Source organism: Dactylosporangium sp. NPDC051541, from assembly GCF_044454505.1.
Taxonomy (GTDB): Bacteria; Actinomycetota; Actinomycetes; order Mycobacteriales; family Micromonosporaceae; genus Dactylosporangium.
Map to the genome: position 1 here is coordinate 890,958 of NZ_JBITDU010000004.1, position 20,690 is coordinate 911,647.

General features: G+C 72.7%; 16 protein-coding genes and 1 pseudogene. 8 read left to right on the forward strand and 9 right to left on the reverse strand.

The window, feature by feature from the left end; all coding sequences use genetic code 11:
* Positions 1-18: 18 nt before the first annotated feature.
* Positions 19-1,155 carry an FAD-dependent oxidoreductase gene (locus ACIA8L_RS23680; protein WP_395907920.1) on the reverse strand — a complete coding sequence of 379 codons (1,137 nt, stop codon included), beginning with the start codon at positions 1,153-1,155 and terminating at the stop codon, positions 19-21.
* 418 nt (positions 1,156-1,573) lie between these two features.
* The gene (locus ACIA8L_RS23685; protein WP_395907922.1) at positions 1,574-2,581 is read right to left on the reverse strand and encodes a zinc-binding dehydrogenase; all 1,008 of its coding nucleotides are present in this window, start codon (positions 2,579-2,581) and stop codon (positions 1,574-1,576) included.
* 118 nt (positions 2,582-2,699) lie between these two features.
* On the opposite strand from ACIA8L_RS23685, the gene ACIA8L_RS23690 reads away from it, so the two are divergent.
* Positions 2,700-3,314 (forward strand): TetR/AcrR family transcriptional regulator, encoded by a 615-nt coding sequence (locus ACIA8L_RS23690; protein WP_395907924.1) that lies wholly within the window; start codon positions 2,700-2,702, stop codon positions 3,312-3,314.
* 149 nt (positions 3,315-3,463) lie between these two features.
* On the opposite strand, the gene ACIA8L_RS23695 is transcribed toward ACIA8L_RS23690, so the two are convergent.
* Both ACIA8L_RS23695 and ACIA8L_RS23700 read right to left on the reverse strand, forming a co-directional pair.
* A complete protein-coding gene (locus ACIA8L_RS23695; RefSeq protein ID WP_395907926.1) occupies positions 3,464-4,936 on the reverse strand; it encodes a glycosyltransferase family 4 protein in 1,473 nt (490 codons plus the stop codon).
* A gap of 25 nt (positions 4,937-4,961) precedes the next feature.
* Positions 4,962-6,959: an amylo-alpha-1,6-glucosidase gene (locus tag ACIA8L_RS23700; protein ID WP_395907928.1), complete on the reverse strand. Its 1,998-nt coding sequence runs from the start codon at positions 6,957-6,959 to the stop codon at positions 4,962-4,964.
* Positions 6,960-7,204: 245 nt separating this feature from the next.
* Between ACIA8L_RS23700 and glgX the strand changes: the two genes are divergently transcribed.
* The 4 genes and pseudogenes from glgX to ACIA8L_RS23720 form a co-directional block, all read left to right on the forward strand.
* The gene (glgX, locus tag ACIA8L_RS23705) at positions 7,205-9,310 is read left to right on the forward strand and encodes a glycogen debranching protein GlgX (protein WP_395907930.1); all 2,106 of its coding nucleotides are present in this window, start codon (positions 7,205-7,207) and stop codon (positions 9,308-9,310) included.
* Positions 9,307-11,523, forward strand: a complete 2,217-nt coding sequence (treY, locus tag ACIA8L_RS23710; RefSeq protein ID WP_395907932.1) for a malto-oligosyltrehalose synthase — start codon at positions 9,307-9,309, stop codon at positions 11,521-11,523. Before glgX ends, treY begins: the two co-directional genes overlap by 4 nt.
* Positions 11,524-11,532: 9 nt before the next feature.
* Positions 11,533-13,230: a malto-oligosyltrehalose trehalohydrolase gene (gene treZ / locus ACIA8L_RS23715; RefSeq protein ID WP_395907934.1), complete on the forward strand. Its 1,698-nt coding sequence runs from the start codon at positions 11,533-11,535 to the stop codon at positions 13,228-13,230.
* Between the two features lie 225 nt (positions 13,231-13,455).
* Positions 13,456-13,557 (forward strand): annotated as a pseudogene (locus ACIA8L_RS23720) (acyl carrier protein); the annotation flags it as partial.
* Positions 13,558-13,567: 10 nt separating this feature from the next.
* Here the strand turns inward: ACIA8L_RS23720 and ACIA8L_RS23725 are convergent.
* Together ACIA8L_RS23725 and ACIA8L_RS23730 are read right to left on the reverse strand one after the other, a co-directional pair.
* On the reverse strand, positions 13,568-13,927 hold the full coding sequence (locus ACIA8L_RS23725) for a hypothetical protein (protein ID WP_395907936.1): 360 nt from the start codon (positions 13,925-13,927) through the stop codon (positions 13,568-13,570).
* Between the two features lie 77 nt (positions 13,928-14,004).
* Positions 14,005-15,276, reverse strand: a complete 1,272-nt coding sequence (locus ACIA8L_RS23730; RefSeq protein ID WP_395907938.1) for an NAD(P)/FAD-dependent oxidoreductase — start codon at positions 15,274-15,276, stop codon at positions 14,005-14,007.
* A gap of 50 nt (positions 15,277-15,326) precedes the next feature.
* Here ACIA8L_RS23730 and ACIA8L_RS23735 point away from each other — a divergent pair, with 50 nt between their 5' ends.
* Positions 15,327-15,926 (forward strand): TetR/AcrR family transcriptional regulator, encoded by a 600-nt coding sequence (locus ACIA8L_RS23735; protein WP_395907940.1) that lies wholly within the window; start codon positions 15,327-15,329, stop codon positions 15,924-15,926.
* Here the strand turns inward: ACIA8L_RS23735 and ACIA8L_RS23740 are convergent.
* Both ACIA8L_RS23740 and ACIA8L_RS23745 read right to left on the reverse strand, forming a co-directional pair.
* Positions 15,907-16,386 (reverse strand): hypothetical protein, encoded by a 480-nt coding sequence (locus ACIA8L_RS23740; protein WP_395907942.1) that lies wholly within the window; start codon positions 16,384-16,386, stop codon positions 15,907-15,909. The genes ACIA8L_RS23735 and ACIA8L_RS23740 overlap by 20 nt on opposite strands.
* A 19-nt stretch (positions 16,387-16,405) precedes the next feature.
* Entirely contained in the window at positions 16,406-16,975 is a 570-nt protein-coding gene (locus tag ACIA8L_RS23745; RefSeq protein ID WP_395907944.1) for a hypothetical protein, read from the reverse strand.
* Positions 16,976-17,051: 76 nt separating this feature from the next.
* Between ACIA8L_RS23745 and ACIA8L_RS23750 the strand changes: the two genes are divergently transcribed.
* Both ACIA8L_RS23750 and ACIA8L_RS23755 read left to right on the forward strand, forming a co-directional pair.
* Positions 17,052-17,393 (forward strand): ArsR/SmtB family transcription factor, encoded by a 342-nt coding sequence (locus ACIA8L_RS23750; protein ID WP_395907946.1) that lies wholly within the window; start codon positions 17,052-17,054, stop codon positions 17,391-17,393.
* The gene (locus ACIA8L_RS23755; RefSeq protein ID WP_395907948.1) at positions 17,386-18,246 is read left to right on the forward strand and encodes an SRPBCC domain-containing protein; all 861 of its coding nucleotides are present in this window, start codon (positions 17,386-17,388) and stop codon (positions 18,244-18,246) included. Before ACIA8L_RS23750 ends, ACIA8L_RS23755 begins: the two co-directional genes overlap by 8 nt.
* On the opposite strand, the gene ACIA8L_RS23760 is transcribed toward ACIA8L_RS23755, so the two are convergent.
* Positions 18,236-20,647 (reverse strand): GH116 family glycosyl hydrolase, encoded by a 2,412-nt coding sequence (locus tag ACIA8L_RS23760; protein ID WP_395907950.1) that lies wholly within the window; start codon positions 20,645-20,647, stop codon positions 18,236-18,238. The genes ACIA8L_RS23755 and ACIA8L_RS23760 overlap by 11 nt on opposite strands.
* Positions 20,648-20,690: the final 43 nt, after the last annotated feature.

Here is a 20,690-nt window from a genome sequence, read left to right on the forward strand (position 1 = left end):
GCGCGCACAAGCGGGCGCTCAAGCCGGGCGCGGAGCGGCGTTGTTGAGCAGTTCGATGAAGCCGTACGGTGCGCGGGCGCCGAAGACGATGTCGATAGTCCGGTGGGCGGCGATGGCCTCGGTCTCGGCGCGTTCGAACATCACCGCTTCGTAGGCGGCCAGGGCGGTCTCGGGGGCGCCGGGGTTCGCGGCGATCGCCAGGCCGAGCTCGGCGCCGTCGAGCATCGCCGTGTTCGCACCCTCGCCGCCGGGCAACGTCACGTGGGCGGCGTCGCCGAGGAGGGTGACGCCGGGGACGCGGGCCCAGCGGTGCCGGTCGGGCAGGCGGTGGATGCTGCGCAGGACCGGGCCGGTCTCGCCGGCGGTGATCAGGGCGACGAGCTCGGGGGCCCACCCTTCGAACTCGGCCGCGATCCGCCGCTTCGCCGCCGCGGCGTCGGTGAAGTCGATGCCGGCGAACCACTCGACCGGGCGGAAGAACACGACGTAGGTGTGGATGACGTCGCCGGCCTCGCGGTGCGCCAGGAAACCCTTGCCGGGGGTGAGGGCGTACATGGCACCACTGCCGACCGCCTTGGCCGCCTCCGGGTGCCGGTTGTCGACGTCGTGCAGGTAGGTGTCGACGTAGCTCATCCCGGCGTACACCGGCTGCTCGTCCGACACGAGCGCGCGAACCTTGGACCAGGCCCCGTCCGCGCCGACGAGGAGCTCGGACACGACCGTCGAACCGTCCGCGAACGCGAGCTCGTGCCGCCCACCGCCGAGGGGTGTCGCCGATCGCAGCTTCTTGCCCCACTGCACGGTCCCGGGCGCCAGGGACTCCAGCAGGATCCGCCGGATGTCCCCGCGCAGCGCCTCCGGCCGGGCCAGGGAGTCGTTGTCGGGCACCTCGGCGAGCACCGCCCCCTGCGGGTCGAGAATCCGCCGCGCCCCGCCACCGCGGTGAATGATCGCCCGGTACTCGTCGGTCAGCCCGGCGATCTCCAGCGCGAGCTGGCCGTTGTGCTCGTGGAGGTCGAGCTGCCCGCCCTGCGCCCGCGCCCCCGAAGACGCATCCAGGTCATACACGGTGACGGGCACACCGTGGCGCTGCAACACCCGAGCGAGGGTGAGCCCGCCGAGCCCCGCCCCCACAACCGCGACCGGAGTCGTCATCGATGTTCACTCCCCGCTGACGAACTAAGTTCCATGTTGACGAACTAAGTTCTACTTGACGAACTAAGTTCGTGTCAACGCAAGGTGTCGTCGGCGACAGTCGACGCGGCCAGCGAACCCACCTCAAGCAAACCCACCTCAAGCGAACCGACCTCAAGCGAACCCACCTCAAGCGAACCGACCTCGCAAGCCGCACAAGCCGCACAAGCCAAGCCCGCAAGCGACCAGCCGCCGCACGACCGAGCCACCGCCGCACGGGAACCGGCCCGGCCTCAGCTCACCGCCGCCCCGCGGAAGCCGGCCGGACACGATTGCGCCACCGCACCGGGCGCGAGTCGAATCCATGACCGAGACGCCGATGCAAGGGAGTGGGCTTGGACCGAGCCGGCCGCACGTCGGGCTGATGCGGAGGGCGCTTTCAGGGCCGGAGGGCCAGCTTGCCGACGGTGTTGCGGGACTCGAGTTCGGCGAGGGCTTTCGGGCCGTCGGCGAGGGCGTACGTGGTGGGGTGGCCGGGCTGGAGCACGCCGGCCGCCAGCAAGGCGAACAGTTCGGCCATGACCTCGCCGAAGATGTGCGGCGTGGCCCGGATCAGGGTGCCGATGTTGAGGCCGACGAGCTGCACCTGGTGTTTGTAGACGAGGTCCCAGTTGGTGATCGGCGCCGTACCCCCGGCCGTGCCGTAGACGACCACCCGGCCCGTCACCCGCTTCGCCGCCGCCAGGCTCGCCTCCAGCATCGCGCCGCCGGCCGACTCGAGCACCAGATCCACGCCCGCCCCGCCGGTCAGCTCCAGAACCTCGGCCGCCAGGTCCTGGCCGCGGGCGTCGAGGACGTGATCGGCGCCCAGGGCCCGCAGCACCTCGTGCTTGCCGGGGGACGCGGCGGCCAGGACGGTGGCGCCGTAGTGCTTGGCCATGGCGAGCGCGGCCTGACCGGTACCCCCCGCAGCGGCTTGAATCAGCACAGTCTGACCGGCGGTGAGGCCACCGAGCGGCTTCAGCGCGGCCAAGGCCGTCGGCCAGCTCACCACGAGGCCGAGGGCCTGCTCGCCGGTCCAGCCCGCCGGGAGCGGCACGGCGGCGGCCGCGGGCAGCACGAGGTGTTCGGCGAACGCTCCCCCGCCGATGCTGGCGCCGATGACGTGAGCGCCGACGGCGAGCCCGGGGACATTCGGGCCGGCCGGGGGACCGGACGCGTCCGGGCCGATGGCGACGATCTCGCCGGCGGCTTCGATGCCGGCCACGTACGGGGGCTTCGGTCCACCGGCGAACGTGCCGCGGGCCTGCGAGATGTCGACGAAGTTGACCCCGGCGGCGGTGACCCGGATCAGGATCTCGCCCGGGCCGGGGTGCGGCGTGGGCGCGTCGGTGATCAGGCGCAGGTCTTGAGGACCGTTCAGGGACGTCTGCTGCAGGGCGCGCATGGGCGGCTCCTCGGGGTGCGAGATTTGTTTATCGAACGACCAACAAACCATGGCAGCCGGAGCGGGCGGCGGTCAAGATAAAGTTGGTCAGGCGACCAACAAACGGGGGGCGATCGAGATGGGCGCTCGCGGCCGGCCGCGGACGTTCGACCCGGACATCGCGCTGCGCCAGGCCCTGGACCTGTTCTGGGAGCGTGGGTACGAGGGGACGTCGCTGCAGGACCTGGCCAAGGCGATGGGGGTCGCCGCGGGCAGCATCTACGCCTGCTTCGGCACCAAGGAGGAGCTGTTCCGCCAGGTCATGGCCCTGTACGGGGCGACCGCGGGCGAGCCGCCGCGGCGGGCCCTGCGCGAGGAGCCGACGGCCCGGGGCGCGATCCACGCGATGCTGCGGGCGACCGCGGACCAGGTCACCGGGGCCGACACGCCGCACTACTGCATGCTGATCCTGGCCGCCCCGGTCGGTGCGGTCGAGAACCATGAGGTCCGCGAGTTCCTGGCCGAGCGCCGCCGGGGCCAGCGGGCGGCGATCCGGGACCGGCTGGCCCGCGGCGCGCAAGACGGCGACCTGACCGCGCCGGCGGCGAAGCTCGACGCGGTGGCCCGCTACTACACGACCGTCGTCCAGGGCCTGTCGATCCAGGCCCGCGACGGCGCCACCCGCGCCGAGCTCGAAACGGTCATCACGTGCGCGATGGCCGCCTGGGACACCTTCACCACCGACCCGTCGTAACGCCCAGCGCCCACGTGACCGGCACGCCAGCCGCGAGCAAACGCATTCCGCAAAACAGGCGTCCCGCGACAACCGCGTCGCGCAACCGCCACACGCACGCCGGCCCAGAGCAAGGCGCCGGGCCGGGGTCGGGGAGAACTGTCAGGTCGTCAGCGGCGCTCCACCGCGGCCATGACCACGTCGAACGGGGCGGCGGCGGCCCGGGCGGCGGCGTCGCGGTCGGCGGCCTCGCGGGCCGCGGCCTCCGACCACAGGCCGCCCTCGGCGGCCAGGGCGGCGCGGGCCGCGTCGGCGCCGGCCTGCCAGGCGGCCTCTTCGGCGGCGGCGCGGATCAGGCTGGCCGGGCGTTCGCCGACGGGGACGCGGGGCGGGTCGGCCAGGAGGTTGCCGGGCGGGACGAGGACGACGGGGAGGCCGTTGCCGAGGACGGTGGCGCGGCGGCGGGCCTCGAAGGCCGGGGACTCGTCGATCGCGGCGCCGTAGACGGCGGCGGTGCGGGCGGCGATGGCGTGCCAGGAGTGGCGTTCGCGGGCCATGGCGCGGGCGCGGGTGGCGAGGGTCTGTGCGAACATCGGGTCCTGCAGCAGCGCGCCGACGGCGTCGGCGAGGCCGTCGGGGTCGCCGGCGGGGAAGCGGATGCCGGTGACGCCGTGTTCGACGATCGCGGCCAGGCCGCCGGTGGAGGCGACGACCAGGGCGGCGCCGGACGCGGCGGCTTCGAGGGCGACGGTGCCGGTCGGCTCGTAGCGGCTCGGCATGACGAACGCGTCGGCGGCGGCGAGGACGGCGGCCAGGGTCGGCTGGTCCAGGGTGCCGGGGAAGGAGACGGCGCGGTGCAGTTTGAGGCGGCGGGCCTCTTCGATCAGGGCGCCGCGGTAGGGGCCGTCGCCGGCGACGACGGCGCGGGTGCCGGGGTGGCGTTCGCGGATCGCGGGCATGGCGGCGAGGAGGTCCTGGACGCCCTTCTCGGCGATGAGGCGGCCGGCGTAGACGAGCAGCGGGCCCTCGCCGGCGAAGCGGAGCCGGGCCTGCAGGACGGCGCGGGGTCCGGCGGTCCACACGTCGGGGTCGATGCCGCTGGGGACGACGTCGACGCGCTCGGCGGGGACGTCGAAGAGGTGCTGGACCTCCCAGCGCAGGTATTCGGTGGGGACGATGACGCGGCAGGCCTCGGAGCCGAGCCACCATTCGACGGAGTGCACCGAGCGGCTGGTCGCGCCGGCGACGTAGCCCTGGTGGCGGCCGGCCTCGGTGGCCTGGAGGGCGGCGACGAACGGGATGCCGAAGTGTTCCTTGAGCGTGACCGCGGCGTGGGTGACGAGCCAGTCGTGGGCGTGGATGACGTCGTAGCCGCCGGGCGGGGCGGTGCGGATCGCGGCCTCGGCCAGGAGGTGGTTGACGGCCATGGTGTGGCCGAGGTCGGTGTCGTCGAACTCGGCGAGCGGGTCGGCGCAGACGACCCGGACCTTGCCGAACGAGCCGTCGAGCGCACCGTCGCGGGTGACGACGGTGACGTCGTGGCCCAGAGCGGCCAAGGCGGACGAAAGAGCGGCGATGCGGCCCTCGCGGGCGGCTATCACGTCACTCGTAGGGAAGTCCCAGGCGATCATCAATACGCGCATAGCGGATACCTCTCGTCGCCGACTGTCACCGTAGCGCGTTCCGACGCTTCCGCGGAGCGGCTTCGCGGGCCAATTTCAGTTTTCCGGTTTGGGGTGCTTGTGCAGCTTGCAGATTGCAGTTTTGCCTGATGACCGTGCGGGCGTGCAGCAGCGCGGCGACCGAGCGGGCGGAGAACGGCGCTCCCGTCGGGCGGTAGGGCGCGTCACCCTCCGCGATCTCGCTGACCGAGCCGAGACCGTACTCGCCCAAATGTCCCTCAAGGGCGGGGGGCAGCGCGTCCACCGGCCGGCCGGCGGCGCACATCGAGTCGGAGTATGGACCGAGCCACCACGGCCACACCGTGCCCTGGTGATATGCCGTGTCCCGGGCGACGACGCCGCCGCGGTGGCCCCCAAGGTACCCGTACTCGCCCGGCCCGAGCGTGCGCAGCCCCAGCGGCGTGAGCAGGCTCTCCCCCACGGCCCGCAGCACGTCGTCGCGCAGCCGGGTCTCGTCCGCGGCCGGGGCGTAGGGCAGGCTGAACGCGAGGAGCTGGTTGGGGCGCAGCACCGAGTCGTCGTGGACGCCGGAGCCGCCCTTCGGGTAGGGCGCGGGGCCGGCGTCGACGACGTCGTAGAGCCAGCCGTCGGGGGCCCGGAAGCGCTTCACGAACTGGGCCCGCACGGCGTCGCGGCGGGTGTGCACGACGGACGCGTCGCGCCCGCAGCGCTCCCGCAGGGCGGCGAGCACGCCCAGGGCGTTGGCCCACAGGGCGTTGAGCTCGACCGGTTTGCCGTCGCGCGGGGTGACGGGGCCGCGCGGCAGGCGGGCGTTCATCCAGGTGCCGCCGGCGTGATCGGCATCCAGCGCCAGGAGTCCGTCGAGCGGGTCGACGGTGACGCCGTCCGCGGTGCCCTTGGTGTACGCCGCGATGACGCCCTCGACGGCGGGCAGCAGCTCGGCGGCGAGACTGTCGTCGCCGGTGTGCGCGATGTGCCGGTCGACGGCGTGGATGTACCAGAGCGGGCTGTCGCAGTCACCCAATGCAGCCTCGCGCATGCGGGTGCCGAGATCCCCCCAAAACAGCAGAAGCCGCCGCCCCTCGGCGGCGCGGTTCGTGTGGAGGAACAGGCCCTCGTAGGCGGTCATGGTGTCGCGCGGGTAGCTGCCGAACCACGGATATCCGGCGACGACGTCGGGGGTGCCGTTGCGGTCGATGATGAAGGCGTCGGCAGCGAGGGTGAGCAGCTTGTCGGTGACGCCGCGGGCGCCGGCCTGGCGGATGAGCTTGCGGGCCCGGCGCCGGGCCGCCTCGACGATCGCGGGCCCGTCGGGCAGCGGGGTCTCGTCGGCGAGATCGGACCGGGCGGTCACGGTCAGCGTCTCACCCGCGCGCAGGTCGGCGGCGAACATTCCGGCGGCCCAGAGATCCTCGACGGGGTTGAGCCCGCGGGCGGCCTCCTCGCGGTAGTACGCGTCGAGGTACCACTCCCCGATCGGGACGAAGCCCGGTCCGGACAGATCGTAAAAATCGGAAAAGTCCGAAAAATCCAGCTCGGCGAACCGCTCGCCGTCGGCGTCGCGCCACGTGCACAGGGCGGTCAGCGACAGCCGGACCGAGGCGCCGGGCGGTGCGGCGACGAGGCGGTGCACGACGGCGACGGCGTTGCGGCCGTGGACCATCGCGACCTCGCGCTCGAGGACGTACTCGCCGAAGCGCCACCGCCAGCGCGGTACCCCCTCGATGATCTCGAAGGATTCGAGGAAGTGGTGGCCCTGGGGATCGAGCGAGCCCGAGCCCCACTCATGGACCGCGAGGCGGTGCTCGACGCCGCCGGGTAGACGGAGCACCGGATCCAGAGCGGCGAGGGCCACCTGACGGGTGGGGGTGACGAGGAGCGCGTGGTAGCGACGGGTGCGCAGGCCCGCGATCGTGCCGGTCGCGTAACCCCCGAGGCCGTCGGTGACGAGCCACTCCCCTTCGAAGCCGGCCGGGGTGGTGCAGGCATGCGGGCCGAAGGTCATCACCGATCCGGGGGGCATGTGCCCAACTATGATCTGTTCCCCCTCGTTTCAAACACGCGCCACGGCTGAATTCGCCGGAGATTCATCCGCCGACCGTGTCGGAAATCCGACGCGCGGACGAGCACGATTCATTATTGGGTGCGCGGGGCATATGGCAGCCAGCTTCGGGCGTATCCGTGCGTGAACTTTCGACGCACGTAACGTGGTGGCAATGACGGCGCCGTTGTACGACGGTGCGCAGCGATAGAGGAGCAGGAGCGAGCATGCAGGTGTGGCCGGGCAACCGGTACCCATTGGGTGCGACCTACGACGGACAGGGCACGAACTTCGCGATATTCAGCGAGGTGGCCGAGTCCGTGGAGCTGTGCCTCTTCGACGACGGCGACACGGAGGAACGCATCCGGCTGGTCGAGGTGGACGCGTTCGTGTGGCACGCCTACCTGCCGGGGGTCGAGCCGGGGCAGCGATACGGCTTCCGCGTCCACGGCCCCTACGACCCGGCCCGAGGTCTGCGCTGCAACCCGAACAAGCTGCTGCTGGACCCCTACGCGAAGGCGATCGACGGCGACATCAGCTGGGACCCGGCGGTCTACGGCTACGACTTCAACGACCCCGAGCAGATGAGCGAGGCCGACTCGGCGCCGTTCATGCCGAAGGCGGTCGTGGTCAACCCGTACTTCGACTGGGGCAACGACGCCGCCCCGCGCGTGCCGTACCACCACACGGTGGTCTACGAGGCCCACGTGCGCGGGCTCACGATGCGCCACCCGGAGGTCCCGGAGGAGCTGCGCGGCACCTACGCCGGCATCGGGCACCCGGCGATCGTCGAGCACCTGAAGCGGCTCGGGATCACCGCGATCGAGCTGCTCCCGGTGCACCACTTCGTGCACGACCAGCGCCTGGTCGAGCTGGGGCTGTCCAACTACTGGGGCTACAACACGATCGGGTTCTTCGCCCCCTACCACGGCTACGCCCGGCGGCACCGCGGCCAGCAGGTCCAGGAGTTCCGCGGGATGGTCAAGGCGATGCACGCGGCCGGCATCGAGGTCATCCTCGACGTCGTCTACAACCACACCGCGGAGGGCAACCACCTCGGCCCGACGCTGTCATTCAAGGGCATCGACAACGGCCACTACTACAAACTCGAGGACGAGGACAACCGCTACTACACGGATTACACGGGTACCGGTAACAGCCTCAACGTGCGCAACCCGCACACCTTGCAGCTCATCATGGACTCGCTGCGCTACTGGGTGACCGAGATGCGGGTCGACGGGTTCCGCTTCGACCTGGCCTCGACCCTGGCCCGGGAGTTCTACGACGTCGACCGCCTGTCGACGTTCTTCGAGGTCGTGCAGCAGGACCCGGTCGTCAACCAGGTGAAGCTGATCGCCGAGCCGTGGGACGTCGGGCCCGGCGGCTACCAGGTCGGCAACTTCCCGCCGCTGTGGACGGAGTGGAACGGGCGGTTCCGCGACACCGTCCGCGACTTCTGGCGCGGCGAGCCGGCGACGCTCGGCGAGTTCGCGTCCCGGATCACCGGCTCGGCCGACCTCTACCAGGACGACGGCCGGCGCCCGTTCGCCAGCATCAACTTCGTCACCTGCCACGACGGGTTCACGCTCAACGACCTCGTCTCCTACAACGACAAGCACAACGAGGCCAACACCGAGGACAACCGCGACGGTGAGAGCCACAACCGGTCGTGGAACTGCGGCGTCGAGGGCCCGACCGACGACTCGGCGATCCACTCGCTGCGGGCGAAGCAGCGCCGCAACTTCCTCACGACGTTGATGCTGTCGCAGGGCGTGCCGATGATCTGCGCCGGTGACGAGCTCGGCCGGACCCAGGGCGGTAACAACAACGCCTACTGCCAGGACAACGACATCAGCTGGGTCGACTGGGACAACGTCGACGAGCAGCTCCTGGCGTTCGCCCGCGGGCTGGCGCTGTTCCGGGAGCGCCATCGGGTGTTCCGCCGCCGCCGGTTCTTCACCGGCCGGCCGGTCGCCCGGGCCGAGGGCACCCCGATCCCGGACGTCGCCTGGTTCGCCACCGACGGGCGGCAGATGAGCGAGGAGGACTGGGACAACCACTTCGGCAAGGCGCTGATGCTGTTCGTCAACGGCGAGAGCATCACCGAGCGCGGCTCGCACGGTGAGCGCCACGTCGACGACTCGTTCCTGCTGTGCTTCAACGCGCACTACGAGCCGCTGGAGTTCTCGATTCCGCCGCAGGAGTTCGGCAAGGAGTGGGAGCTGGTGATCGCGACGGCGACGGGCCCGGCCCGCGACGGTGTCAGCTACACCGCCGGCGGGACGATCACGGTCCCGGACCGCTCCCTCGTCGTCCTGGACCGCACGGTATGAGCACGCCCACGGGGACCTACCGGGTCCAGGTGCGCCCGGACTTCGGCCTGGACGCGACCGCGAGCCTTTCCGGGTACCTCCACACGCTCGGCGTCAGCCACCTGTACTCGGCGCCGCTGCTGGCCGCGACGCCCGGCTCGCCGCACGGCTACGACGTCGTCGACCCCCGGGTCGTCAACCCCGAGCTGGGCGGCGCGGCGGCCCTCGACCGCCTGGTCGGTGCGCTCCGGGACAACGGCCTCGGCCTGGTCGTCGACATCGTGCCCAACCACATGGGCCTGTTCCAGCCGTCGGCCAACCCCATGTGGTGGGACGTCCTCAAGCACGGCCGGGGCAGCGAGTACGCCGGCTGGTTCGACATCGACTGGGACGCCGGCCCGATCGTCGTGCCGGTCCTGGGCTCGCCCGCGCTCGACGACCTCTCGCTGGGCCACGGCGAGCTGCGGTACTACGAGCACCGCTTCCCGATCGCGCCCGGCACCGAGGGCGGCACGCCGCAGGAGGTCCACGAGCGGCAGCACTACCGCCTCACCTACTGGCGGGAGGGCAACGAGCGGCTCAACTATCGCCGGTTCTTCGCCGTCACCGAGCTGGCCGGGCTGCGCATCGAGGACCCGGCCGTGTTCGAGGCCACCCACGCCGAGATCTTCCGCTGGGTCCGCGAGGGCCTGGTCGACGGCATCCGGGTCGACCACCCCGACGGCCTGCGCGACCCGGAGGGCTACTTCACCCGCCTCCGCGAGCGCACCCCGGGCCGGTGGCTGGTGGTCGAGAAGATCCTGGAGGCGAGCGAGCCGCTGCCCCGGCACTGGCCGGTCGACGGCACCTCGGGTTACGACGCGCTGGGCGAGGTGTGCGGCCTGTTCGTGGACCCGACATTTCCCGAAAAGCCGGATGTGTCGTGGCCGGACGAGGCGTACGCCCAGAAGCTGGATGTGACCAAGCGCTTGTTCGGCGCCGAGCTCAACCGCCTGGCGCGCCTCGGCGGCGACAAATCGGCCTTGTCGGAATTGGCGGCCAACTTCCCGGTGTATCGGACATACCTGCCCTACGGCGAGGAGCACCTGGACGAAGCCCTGGCCAAGACCAAAACCGAAGTGCCGGCGGATTTGGTACTGCGGCTGCGTGACCCGGGCGACGAACTGGCGCAGCGGTTCCAGCAGCTCACCGGCGCGGTCATGGCCAAGGGCGTCGAGGACACCGCGATGTACCGCTGGAACCGCCTCATCGCCCTCAACGAAGTCGGCGGCGACCCCAGCCGCGTCGGCGTCGAACCCGAGGAGTTCCACGCGGCCCAGGCCCGCCGGCTGCGCGACTGGCCGGCCAGCATGACCACGCTCTCCACGCACGACACGAAACGCGGCGAGGACGTCCGGGCCCGGCTCGCGGTCCTCAGCGAGATCCCGGCCGAGTGGGCGGCCGCGGTCGCGACCTGGCGCGAGACCGCGCCCCTTGACGATCCGTCCTTCGAGGCGCTGTTCTGGCAGACCATCGCCGGTGCCTGGCCGATCGAGCAGGAGCGGCTGCGGGGGTACTTCCAGAAAGCGGCCCGCGAAGCCAACCGGTCGACGAGCTGGGATCAGCCCGACGAGGCGTTCGAGGCGGCCGTGAACGCCAACCTCGAACGGGTCTTCGACAACCCCGACCTGCGCCACTCGGTGCACGAGTTCGCGGCCCGGATCACCCCCTTCGGCTGGAGCAACGCGCTGGGCCAGAAGCTCGTCCAGCTCACGATGCCGGGCGTGCCGGACGTGTACCAGGGCACCGAACTGTGGGAGAACTCCCTCGTCGACCCCGACAACCGCCGACCGGTCGACTTCGCCGAACGCCTCGACCTGCTCGCCGCCATCGACGCCGCGGCCGCCGCACAGCAGCCGCTGCCGCCGGTCGACGTGTCCGGCGCGGCCAAGCTCCTCGTCGTCAGCCGCGCCCTGCGGCTGCGCCGGGACCGCCCCGAGCTCTTCGGCGGCTACGAACCGGTCACCGCGAGCGGCCCGGCCGCGGGGCACGTCGTCGCGTTCGACCGCGGCGGGGCGCTCACGGTAGCGACCCGCCTCCCCGTCGCCCTGGCCGCCGCGGGCGGCTGGCGCGACACGGCCCTGCGGCTGCCCGAAGGCACGTGGACCGACGCGCTCACCGGGCGCGGTGTGCCGTCCGCGGCCCTCGGCGACATCCTCGCCACCTACCCCGTCGCGCTCCTCGTGAAGGGCTGACCGAGCACCATGGACTTCCGTGTCTGGGCGCCTTCCGCGCGCCGTGTCGTGCTGCACAGCGGTACCAATGCGATCCCGATGGTGGCCGACGGCCAGTGGTGGACCGCGCAGGACCCCGGCGCCGGCCACGGCACCGACTACGGCTTCGCCCTCGACGAGGAGCCGGAGCGGCCCGACCCGCGGTCCCGCTGGCAGCCCGACGGCGTGCACGGCCGGAGCCGGGTCTACGACCACGACCGCTACGCCTGGGGCGACGGCGCGTGGACGGGCCGCCAGCTCGCCGGGAGCGTCATCTACGAGCTGCACGTGGGCACGTTCACGCCGTCGGGCACGTTCGACGGGGCGATCGAGCGGCTGCCGTACCTGCGGGAGCTGGGTGTCGACCTGGTCGAGCTGCTCCCGGTGAACACCTTCAACGGCGAGCACAACTGGGGCTACGACGGCGTCGGCTGGCACGCCGTCCAGGAGAGCTACGGCGGCCCCGACGGCCTGAAGCGCTTCGTCGACGCCGCCCACCGGGCCGGGATCGGCGTGCTCATCGACGCCGTCTACAACCACTTCGGCCCGTCCGGCGCCTACACCCCGCAGTTCGGCCCGTACCTGTCCGCGGGCGCCAACACGTGGGGCCGCTCCCTGAACCTCGACGAGGCCGACAGCGGCGAGGTGCGCCGGTTCATCATCGACAGCGCGCTGCAGTGGCTGCGCGACTACCACTGCGACGGCCTGCGCCTGGACGCCGTCCACGCCCTCGTCGACCGGGGCGCCACCCACCTCCTGGAGCAGCTGAGCGTCGAGGTCGACGCCCTGTCCACGGCCCTCGGCCGCCCGCTCACCCTGATCGCCGAGTCGGACCTGAACGACGCCAAGCTGATCACCGCCCGCGAGGCCGGCGGCTACGGCCTGCACGCCCAGTGGGACGACGACGTCCACCACGCGCTGCACGCGATGCTGACCGGCGAACGCCAGGGCTACTACGGCGACTTCGGCTCCCAGGAGTGCTTCAAGACGGTGTGGGAGCAGGCCTTCTTCCACGCCGGCACCTGGAGCTCCTTCCGCCGCCGCGTCCACGGCCGTCCGATCGACCGTGCTCGCATCCCCGGGTACCGTTTCGTCGTCTGCCTGCAGAACCACGACCAGATCGGCAACCGCGCCGTAGGCGACCGCCTGACCGCCACGTTGTCTGTGGGCCTCCTGCGGGTAGGCGCCACCCTGCTGCTGACGTCCCCGTTCACCCCGATGCTCTTCATGGGCGAGGAGTTCGGCGCCCGCACCCCGTGGCAGTTCTTCACCAGCCACCCGGAGCCGGACCTGGCCGCCGCCGTCGGCAAGGGCCGCCGCGAGGAGTTCGCCGAGCACGGCTGGTCGTCCGAGGACGTCCCCGACCCCCAGGACCCGGAGACCTTCACCCGCTCCCACCTGGACTGGGCCGCCCAGGACCGGGACCTGCTGGACCTGTACCGCCGCCTGATCACGCTCCGCAGGCAGCACGAGGGCCTGTCCGACCCCCGCCTGGACCAGGTCCACGTGATCCACGACGACGGCGTCCTGCTCATCCGCCGAGGCGACCGCACAGTGGTAGCCAACCTGACCGCCGACCCGCGCACGATCCCCTTGAACGCCGACTGCTTCCTCCTCACCACCGACGAGGCCGCAGTCCTCCAATCCGACTCCCTGACCCTCCCCGCCGAGTCCGCCGCAATCCTCTGACGGCGGTCCCTGCTCGGGCGCCGACGTCGCCGTCCTCGACGAACGCGCCGAGCTGACCCCGCCCGCGTCCCCGGCCCGCTGCACATCGGCGGCGCCGCCGCGGCCCGCGGCTACCTCGGCGCGCCCGCGCTGACCGCCGAGCGGTTCGTCCCCGACCCCCGCGGCGGCGGGGCCCGGCTCTAGAACTCCGGCGACCGTGCCCGCTGGGTCCGCGGCCTCGGCGGGCACTCGCTGCTCGCCATCCGCCTCGTCGGCCGGGTCCGCGCCGAGTTCGGCGTCGAGCTGCCCGTCCGGGCGCTGTTCGAGGCGCCCACCGTCGCCGGTATCGCCGAGCGGCTCACCACGGCCGCGGCCGCCGGGGCCGACCGCCCGCCGTTGCGCGCCGCCAGCGGCCGGCCGCCGTCCCCTGTCGTTCGGCCAGCGGGCGACCGGCGTGCTCGACACCTCGGCGCTGCGGGCCGCGTTCGGCGACGTCGTCGACCGGCACGAAGCCCTGCGCACCACCGTGCAGGACACTCCGGACGGTGCTCGGCAGCGCATCGCCCCGCCCGGCCCGCCGCACCCCCCGGTCACCGTCGTGGAATCCGGACGTCCACGTCATCACCGTGGTCGTGCACCACGTCGCCGGGGACGCCTGGTCGATGGAGCCGCTCGCCCGGGACCTCGACACCGCCTGCGCGGCCCGGCGGCGGGGCACGGTATCGGCCCGGGCAGCCGGCGACCATTGCCGATATGTCGGGCGCTCCGCGCCACGCTCCGCTCGACATATCGGATTTATCGCCCGACGGGGGATGCGCGCGCTTTGCGGGGGCTACGTAGGGCGAGCCGCAGCAGGTTGGCCGGCCCGAAGTACGGGCCCGCGGGCACTACGCCGCCCAGAACGCCCAGGAAGCGGGTGACCTCGGCCGGGTCGTCGGCGATCGCCGGGTACAGAAGCCGCCCCACCCGGTCCGGGCCGAACGCGGCCAGCCCCGTCGTGAGCCGATACATCGCCCGGCGCTCCCGATCCCGCCCGCGGTGATAGAGAGCCAGCGCGGCCGACAGCGGCCCGCTCCCGCCAAGGCCGCCGACAAGGGCAGCGGCCAGAGCGGAGGCGTCGCGCAGAGCGTTGGCGATCCCCTGCCCGGTGATCGGGTCCATGACCAGCCCGGCATCCCCGGCGAGGGCCCACCCCGGCCCGTACGGCACCCGGAACGTATTGGGCAGGTCGACGGTCGCCCGGACGTGCTCGGCCAGCCGCCCGGCCGCGATCCGTTCGCCAAGGTCACCCAGCCCGGCGAACCCGGACGCGAACCCAGCCGCAGACCCGGCGGCCAACCCGGCCGCCGACCCCGCGGTCAACCCGGCCGGGCGACCGCGCTCCCGCACCTCCGCGAAACGGGCCCGAGGCACCGACAGGAACGCGACGGACAGGCCGTCGTTGGTAGGCCACGCCGAGCCGAGCCGGTCCGGCCGCGCATGGATCTCCCCGCACCGCAGGTCCAGTCCGTCGACGTAGGCGTAGAAGGCCCCCGACGTCGCCGGCCGGGTCCGGTACGCGCGGGCTCGGACCGCTTCGGCGACGGTGGAGTGCTTTCCGTCCGCCCCGACCACGAAGGCCGCGGTCACGGCGACGGCCGCCCCGCCGCCCCGCGGCGCGCCCTCGACCCCGTACACCCGGCCGTCGGCGTGGAGCAGCCCGCCGACGGTGAATCCTTCCCACACCTCGGCCCCGGCGGTCCGGGCCGCGGCGACCAGGAGCGCGTCGAGCACCGTGCGGCGCGGGCTCAGGACGCCGTCCGGGCCCGGATAGGTGCCCTCGAGCCGCACCCGGCCGGGGTCGAAGCGGGCCGCGCGCACCAGTGGCGCCCCGGCGGCGAGCAGCGGCTCGAGGAGTCCCCACCGGCGCAGCAGCGCCACGCCCTGCGGCTGGATCTGGTGGGTGGACAGCGTGTCGCTGGGGAACCGGGCCCGGTCCACGAGCAGGACCCGCACGCCGGCGCGGGCCAGGAGCAGCGCGGTCGCCGCGCCGGCCGGGCGGGCCCCGACCACTATCACGTCGAACATCGTCGTTTTGATACGCCGTAACGTAACAGCGTCACGATAAGGTGGCAAGCATGGGTCGGCCCCGGGAACACGGCGCGGACACCCGCGCGGCACTGCTCGCCGCCGCGGGGGAGATCGTGCACGCGGAAGGTGCGGCGGCGGTCTCGGTCCGGCGGGTCGCGGACGCCGTGGGGACGACGACCCGGGCCGTCTACAGCCTCTTCGGCGACAAGGACGGGCTGCTGCGGGAGCTGTCCTCGGATGTCGCCGAGACCATGCGCCGCCACCACGCGGCGGTGCCGGAGCTGCCCGACCCGCTCGCCGAGCTGCGCCGGCTGATCGCCGGCTTCCGGGCCGCCGCGCTGGAGAAGCGGCAGCTCTACGACCTGTTCATGGCCCAGGTCCACGCCGACGCCGACCCGGACGACCCGGTGTTCCGGCTGGTCTACGCGAGCTTCGACCGGGTCCTGTCCACCATCCGCCGGGCCCTGGAGCTGGGGCTGTTCCCGGGCCGCGACGAGTTCACCGTCGGGCGGCACCTCCTGGCCCTGGTGCACGGGCTGGCGTCGCTGGAGCTGCGGGGCGTGCTCGGCGGCGAGGACACCGCCGGCCCGGTCTGGGACCAGGCCACGGCGGCCACCCTGGCCGGACTTACCACAGCCAGGCGATGACGCCGACGATGAGCAGGAGCGCGGCGGCGGTGACGGTCACGGCGAAGGCGGACTTGACCCGCTCGACCTTCGTGCGCAGCAGCCCAGCGTTGCGCGCGTAGTCCTCGTACCGCCGGTTGAACGCGCGGGTGTGCAGGTCCGCCGCGCTCTGGCCGGGCTCGACCCGCCGGAAGGCGCCCGGCGCCAGGCCCGACTCGACCCGGGGCACGAACGCGCGGACGGCCGTCACCATCCCGGCCACCGCGGCGAGCACGGCCGCGAAGGCGAAGAACGCCGCGGCGCCGGTCAACGCGTTGAACGCTTGCCCGGCCAGGCCCCCGGCGGTCGACGCCCCGAAGAACACGGCCACCGCCCGCAGGTCGAGCGCGTGCGCGGCCGCGGCCTGCAGCTGCACTTCCACGCCCAGTTCCGTGCGCGCGATGTCGAGCGCGACGGCTTCCAGCTCCCCCGGTTCGGTCATGGCCGGGACGGTAGCAGCGTCAATCAATGTCCCAGCGGTGCTCCACGCCGGACGCGTCGTAGCCGATCAGCGCCGGACGCAGCGACGGGGCCGGGGCCAGGCCGGTCAGGGACGTCGCCGCGGTCGGCTGCGGCGGCAGGAGTGACGCGCCGGTCGTCGCGTCCCACCGGTAGAGGGTGGTCGCGTCGCAGGCGATCAGGGTGATGCCGCCGCCGGGGCGGGGTACCGCGGTGATCGCGCGCAACGGCGGGCCGAGCAGCGCGACCGGGCCGAGGCGGCGGCCGGTGCCGGCGTCCCAGCGGTGCAGGCCCGTCGGGCCGGCGCCGGCGAGCACGGTGCCGGCCGCCGCCACGTCCCAGACCTCCGCCGGATCGGTGACCGGCGGCAGCTCCTCCCCCGCGGCCAGGTCGAAGCGGCGGGGGCCCGCGGCCCCGGCGGCGAGCAGGAGCGTGCGGCCGCCGGGCAATGCGACCGAGGCCCGCACGGCCGGGGCCCAGACACCGCGCAGGACGCCCGTGCCGGCGTCGACGAGCCGGCCGTCCGACACGCGCAGCGGACCGTCCGGGGTAGGCACGACGTCGACGCGCACGGACGGCTCCTCTTGACTGCGGACGCTGCGACCTGCTTAAGTAACCGGCAGGTTAGATAACCGATTGGTTAGGTACATGGACGTGACCGATCACCTGAGTATGACCTTCTCGGCCCTCGCCGACCCGACGCGGCGGGCGATTCTGGCCCGCCTCGCCGATGGAGAGGCGACAGTGAAGGAGCTGGCCGCGCCGTTCGCGATGAGCGGGCCCGCCGTGTCCAAGCACCTGCGGGTGCTCGAACAGGCCGGGCTCATCTCGCGCGGGCGCGACGCGCAGTGGCGGCCGTGCCGGCTCGAGGCCGCACCGTTGCGGGCCGTCGCCGCGTTCGCCGAGGAGTACCGGCAGTTCTGGGACGCCAACTACGCGCGCCTGGACGCATATCTGCAACTTGTTCAAGATGGGATCGAAGATGAGTGACGAATTGGGCGTGACCGGCTTCGAGCTGGACGGTGACGCCGGCGTGCGGATCACGCGCGTCGTGGCCGCCCCCGCGGAGCTGGTGTTCGACATGCACACGAGCCCCAAGCACCTGCCGCACTGGATGCTCGGCCCGCCCGGGTGGACGATGCCGACCTGCGAGGTCGACCTGCGCGCGGGCGGCGCGTTCCGGTACGTCTGGCAGAACGACGCCGGCGAGGAGCTGACGATCGCCGGCACGTTCGAGACGGTCGAGCGGCCCGGCCGGCTGGTCAGCACCGAACAGTGGAGCGGCGGCTGGCCCGCGACCCGCAACGCCCTCACGTTCACCGCCCTCGACAACCGCACCCGGATCACGACCCACATCGCGTACGTCTCGGCCGAGGCCCGCGACAACGCCGTGCGGTCCGGGATGCGCGAGGGCCTCGACGCCGGCTACGCGAACCTCGACGGATACCTCGCCGGCCAGTTCACGATGCGCCTGGAGCTGGTCCCGGTCCCGGTCGCCGACGTCGATGCCGCCCTGGCCTTCTACGCCGGCAAGCTCGGCTTCACCGTCGACCACGACATCTCCCCCGGCAACGGCGCGCGGATCGTGCAGCTGACCCCACCGGGCTCGGCGTGCTCGATCCTGCTGTCGGAGAACCTTCCAGGGATGGACACCGCGCCGGGGGTACTGCGGGGACTGCACCTCGTGGTCGACGACGTGCGGAAGGCCCGGGAAGTCCTCGGCAAGCGCGGCGTCGACGCCGGTGAGGTCATGGACATGGGCGGCATCCTGTACGTGCCGTTCGAGGACCCGGACGGCAACACCTGGATGCTGCAGGAGATCCCGCCCAGGTTCACAGCGTGACCCGTCCGTCTTCCGCGACGGTCAGGGCACCCCAGGCAGTACCCCCGACGTAGGGAAAACGGCCGGGGCGCGCACCATCCGTGCGCGTCCCCGCCGCCGCGTCGTGGCGCACTCCGGACCAGGCGGTCAGCAGCGACCAGCCGGCCATGGCGCGGACGTAGTGGTCGCCGCACTCGACCTCGTTGAACGGGTTGCGGCGGGTGCCGTCGTAGCGGGCCCGGACGCCGCCGACGATGGCCAGGCCCTCGGCGTCGAGGCCTTCGTAGAAGCAGTGCGCGGCGACCTGATACTCGACCCCGGTCCACACCTCGTCGCAGTAGCGCAGCGGGACGGCCGGCCGCCCGCCGTGCGGCCACGAGCACACGACCAGGCCGGTCTCGGCGCCGTCGGCGAACTCCCGATAGCCGTGTTGTTCGAAGCCACTGCGCAGGTTGTACCGCACGATCGCCCGCAGCGCACCGCGGACCCGCTCCGGCGGCAGGAGGTGGCCGAGCCCGAGCTCGTGCGCCCACCACTGCCCGAGCAGCTGGTCGGACAGGCACCCGGCCCCGAAGTCGTAGGCCTCCCCCGTGCTCGGCTGCGCGTAGAACTCGCCGTTCCAGAGCAGCTCGTCGTAGGCCTTCGAGGCGCGCTCGAACACGACGCCATAGGCCTCGTCGACGCCGAGCCGCCGCGACATCTCCCGCATCGCCCGCAGCGCGGCCAGCCACAGCCCACCGACGAACATGTTCGGGCCGTGCAGCGCGATGTCATAGGTCACCGGCTGCTCCCCGCGCAGCACCCCGTCGCCGCTGTCCCACTTGTCGGCAACATACGACATCAGGGACACCAGCGACGGCCACTGCGCCCGCAGCCAGTCCAGCCCGGCGCCGTCCAACAGGCTGCGATACGTCTTCAGCACCGCGCCGAGCATCCCGTCGAGGGCCGGCTTCTCGGGCCCGCCGATCGGGACGCCGTGCAGCTGCGGCAGGTACAGCGGCAGCACGACCCGGTGCGGGATCGACCCGTCGGGAGCCTGCATCCGGAACTCGGTCTCCCGCATGTCCCGCCCCACCGCCGGGAACAGCCGCGCGAGGGCCTGCTCGTAGTTCAGGACGTGGTTGCAGTTGAGCGGGCAGGAGCCGCCGGCGTCGCCGTTCCAGTTGCGGGTCGACGCGCCGAGGGCCCCCTCGAAGGCGAAGGTCCGCCCGTCCGCGGCCCGGAAGATGCTCGGTGAGCGCACGAGCGCCGGCTGCAGAGCGATGGTCTCCCGCAGTGGTACCGGCAGATCGCTCGCCGCCACCGCTTCGGCCCACGCGCGGGAGGCGGTGTCCAGGCGCTCCCGGTCGGCGAGGTACGCGTCGAGCACGTCGAGCGCACCCCCGAACCGGGTCGCGTAGTGGTTGCCGACCCAGAACCGGGACGGCCCGTAGTGGTGCTGCGGCCCGAAGCGGTCGAAGTCGGCGTAGCGGTTCGGGAACCACCAGGCGTGCACGATGTCGACGGTCGTCGACTCCTCCGGCGCGAGCGCGAACGCCGCGGCGACACCGGCGTCCCAGGTGTGCCCGGCCGGGCTCGGGCCGCCCGGCGCCCGCATCGGCGAGGCGCCGTACCGGAGCGCTTCGCGCAGGGCGGCCGCGGAGTAGTCGCCGAGCTGCGTCGGGGCGACGAGCTTCAGGGTCTCGACGAAGCGCAGGAGCGCGTCGGCGTCGTGGGCGCGGGGCAGGACGGCGGCGGGCGCGTCGGTCCACAGCAGCAGCTCCCCGGCGCCCGGGTCGTCCTCGTCGAGTCCGGGATGGTCCATGACGACGCCGCTCTGCCCGGGGCGGCGCAGGAGGCGGTTGACGTTGCCGCCGTAGCCGGCCCCGCGGGTGCCGCTGATCGGGGTGACACCGTCCCAGCCGGCGGCGTTCTGCAGCGTGCCGAGCAGAAACCCGTGCCGGAACTCGGCGCTGTCGTTGCGGATGGTGAAGCGGTACCGCACCAGCGGCAACGCGCTGGCGTCGGCGTCGAGGGGGACGAACGGGGTGTGGGCCTCGAGCCGCACCGCGACCGGGAGTGCCGGGTCGGCGTAGGTGACGCGGGCGAACGGGTAGGCCGCTTCAAACGTCGTGTCCGCGACGAAGGGCCAGCGCCACGCGCGGTCCCCGTCCGGGACGTCGGCGTCGGAGACGTTGGCCGCCGGATGCTCGTGCGGGGCGATGGGCGCGGCCCGCAGCAGGCGCACGACGTCGTCCGGCGGTTCGAGGGACGAGACCCGGATGGCGAAGAACGAGTCCGGCAGCAGGCCCGAGTGGTTGGGCGGGCCGTTGAGCTGCCACTGCCGCAGCGCACCGTCGCCGCACAGCGCCACGTGCCCGGTGCCGAGCCCGCCGAGCGGGAACGCCACCGCGCGCCGCGCGTCTCCGGTGTACGAAACCACGGGTCCCCTCCGGAAGCGGTGATGAAATCGATTTCACGGAAGG

Excerpts from the sequence above, each read along its gene's own strand:
- ACIA8L_RS23680 (WP_395907920.1), bottom strand. The coding sequence starts at position 1,155 with ATGACGACTCCGGTCGCGGTTGTGGGGGCGGGGCTCGGCGGGCTCACC.
- ACIA8L_RS23685 (WP_395907922.1), bottom strand. The coding sequence starts at position 2,581 with ATGCGCGCCCTGCAGCAGACGTCCCTGAACGGTCCTCAAGACCTGCGC.
- ACIA8L_RS23690 (WP_395907924.1), top strand. The coding sequence starts at position 2,700 with ATGGGCGCTCGCGGCCGGCCGCGGACGTTCGACCCGGACATCGCGCTG.
- ACIA8L_RS23695 (WP_395907926.1), bottom strand. The coding sequence starts at position 4,936 with ATGCGCGTATTGATGATCGCCTGGGACTTCCCTACGAGTGACGTGATA.
- ACIA8L_RS23700 (WP_395907928.1), bottom strand. The coding sequence starts at position 6,959 with ATGCCCCCCGGATCGGTGATGACCTTCGGCCCGCATGCCTGCACCACC.
- glgX (WP_395907930.1), top strand. The coding sequence starts at position 7,205 with ATGCAGGTGTGGCCGGGCAACCGGTACCCATTGGGTGCGACCTACGAC.
- treY (WP_395907932.1), top strand. The coding sequence starts at position 9,307 with ATGAGCACGCCCACGGGGACCTACCGGGTCCAGGTGCGCCCGGACTTC.
- treZ (WP_395907934.1), top strand. The coding sequence starts at position 11,533 with ATGGACTTCCGTGTCTGGGCGCCTTCCGCGCGCCGTGTCGTGCTGCAC.
- ACIA8L_RS23730 (WP_395907938.1), bottom strand. The coding sequence starts at position 15,276 with ATGTTCGACGTGATAGTGGTCGGGGCCCGCCCGGCCGGCGCGGCGACC.
- ACIA8L_RS23735 (WP_395907940.1), top strand. The coding sequence starts at position 15,327 with ATGGGTCGGCCCCGGGAACACGGCGCGGACACCCGCGCGGCACTGCTC.
- ACIA8L_RS23740 (WP_395907942.1), bottom strand. The coding sequence starts at position 16,386 with ATGACCGAACCGGGGGAGCTGGAAGCCGTCGCGCTCGACATCGCGCGC.
- ACIA8L_RS23750 (WP_395907946.1), top strand. The coding sequence starts at position 17,052 with ATGGACGTGACCGATCACCTGAGTATGACCTTCTCGGCCCTCGCCGAC.
- ACIA8L_RS23755 (WP_395907948.1), top strand. The coding sequence starts at position 17,386 with ATGAGTGACGAATTGGGCGTGACCGGCTTCGAGCTGGACGGTGACGCC.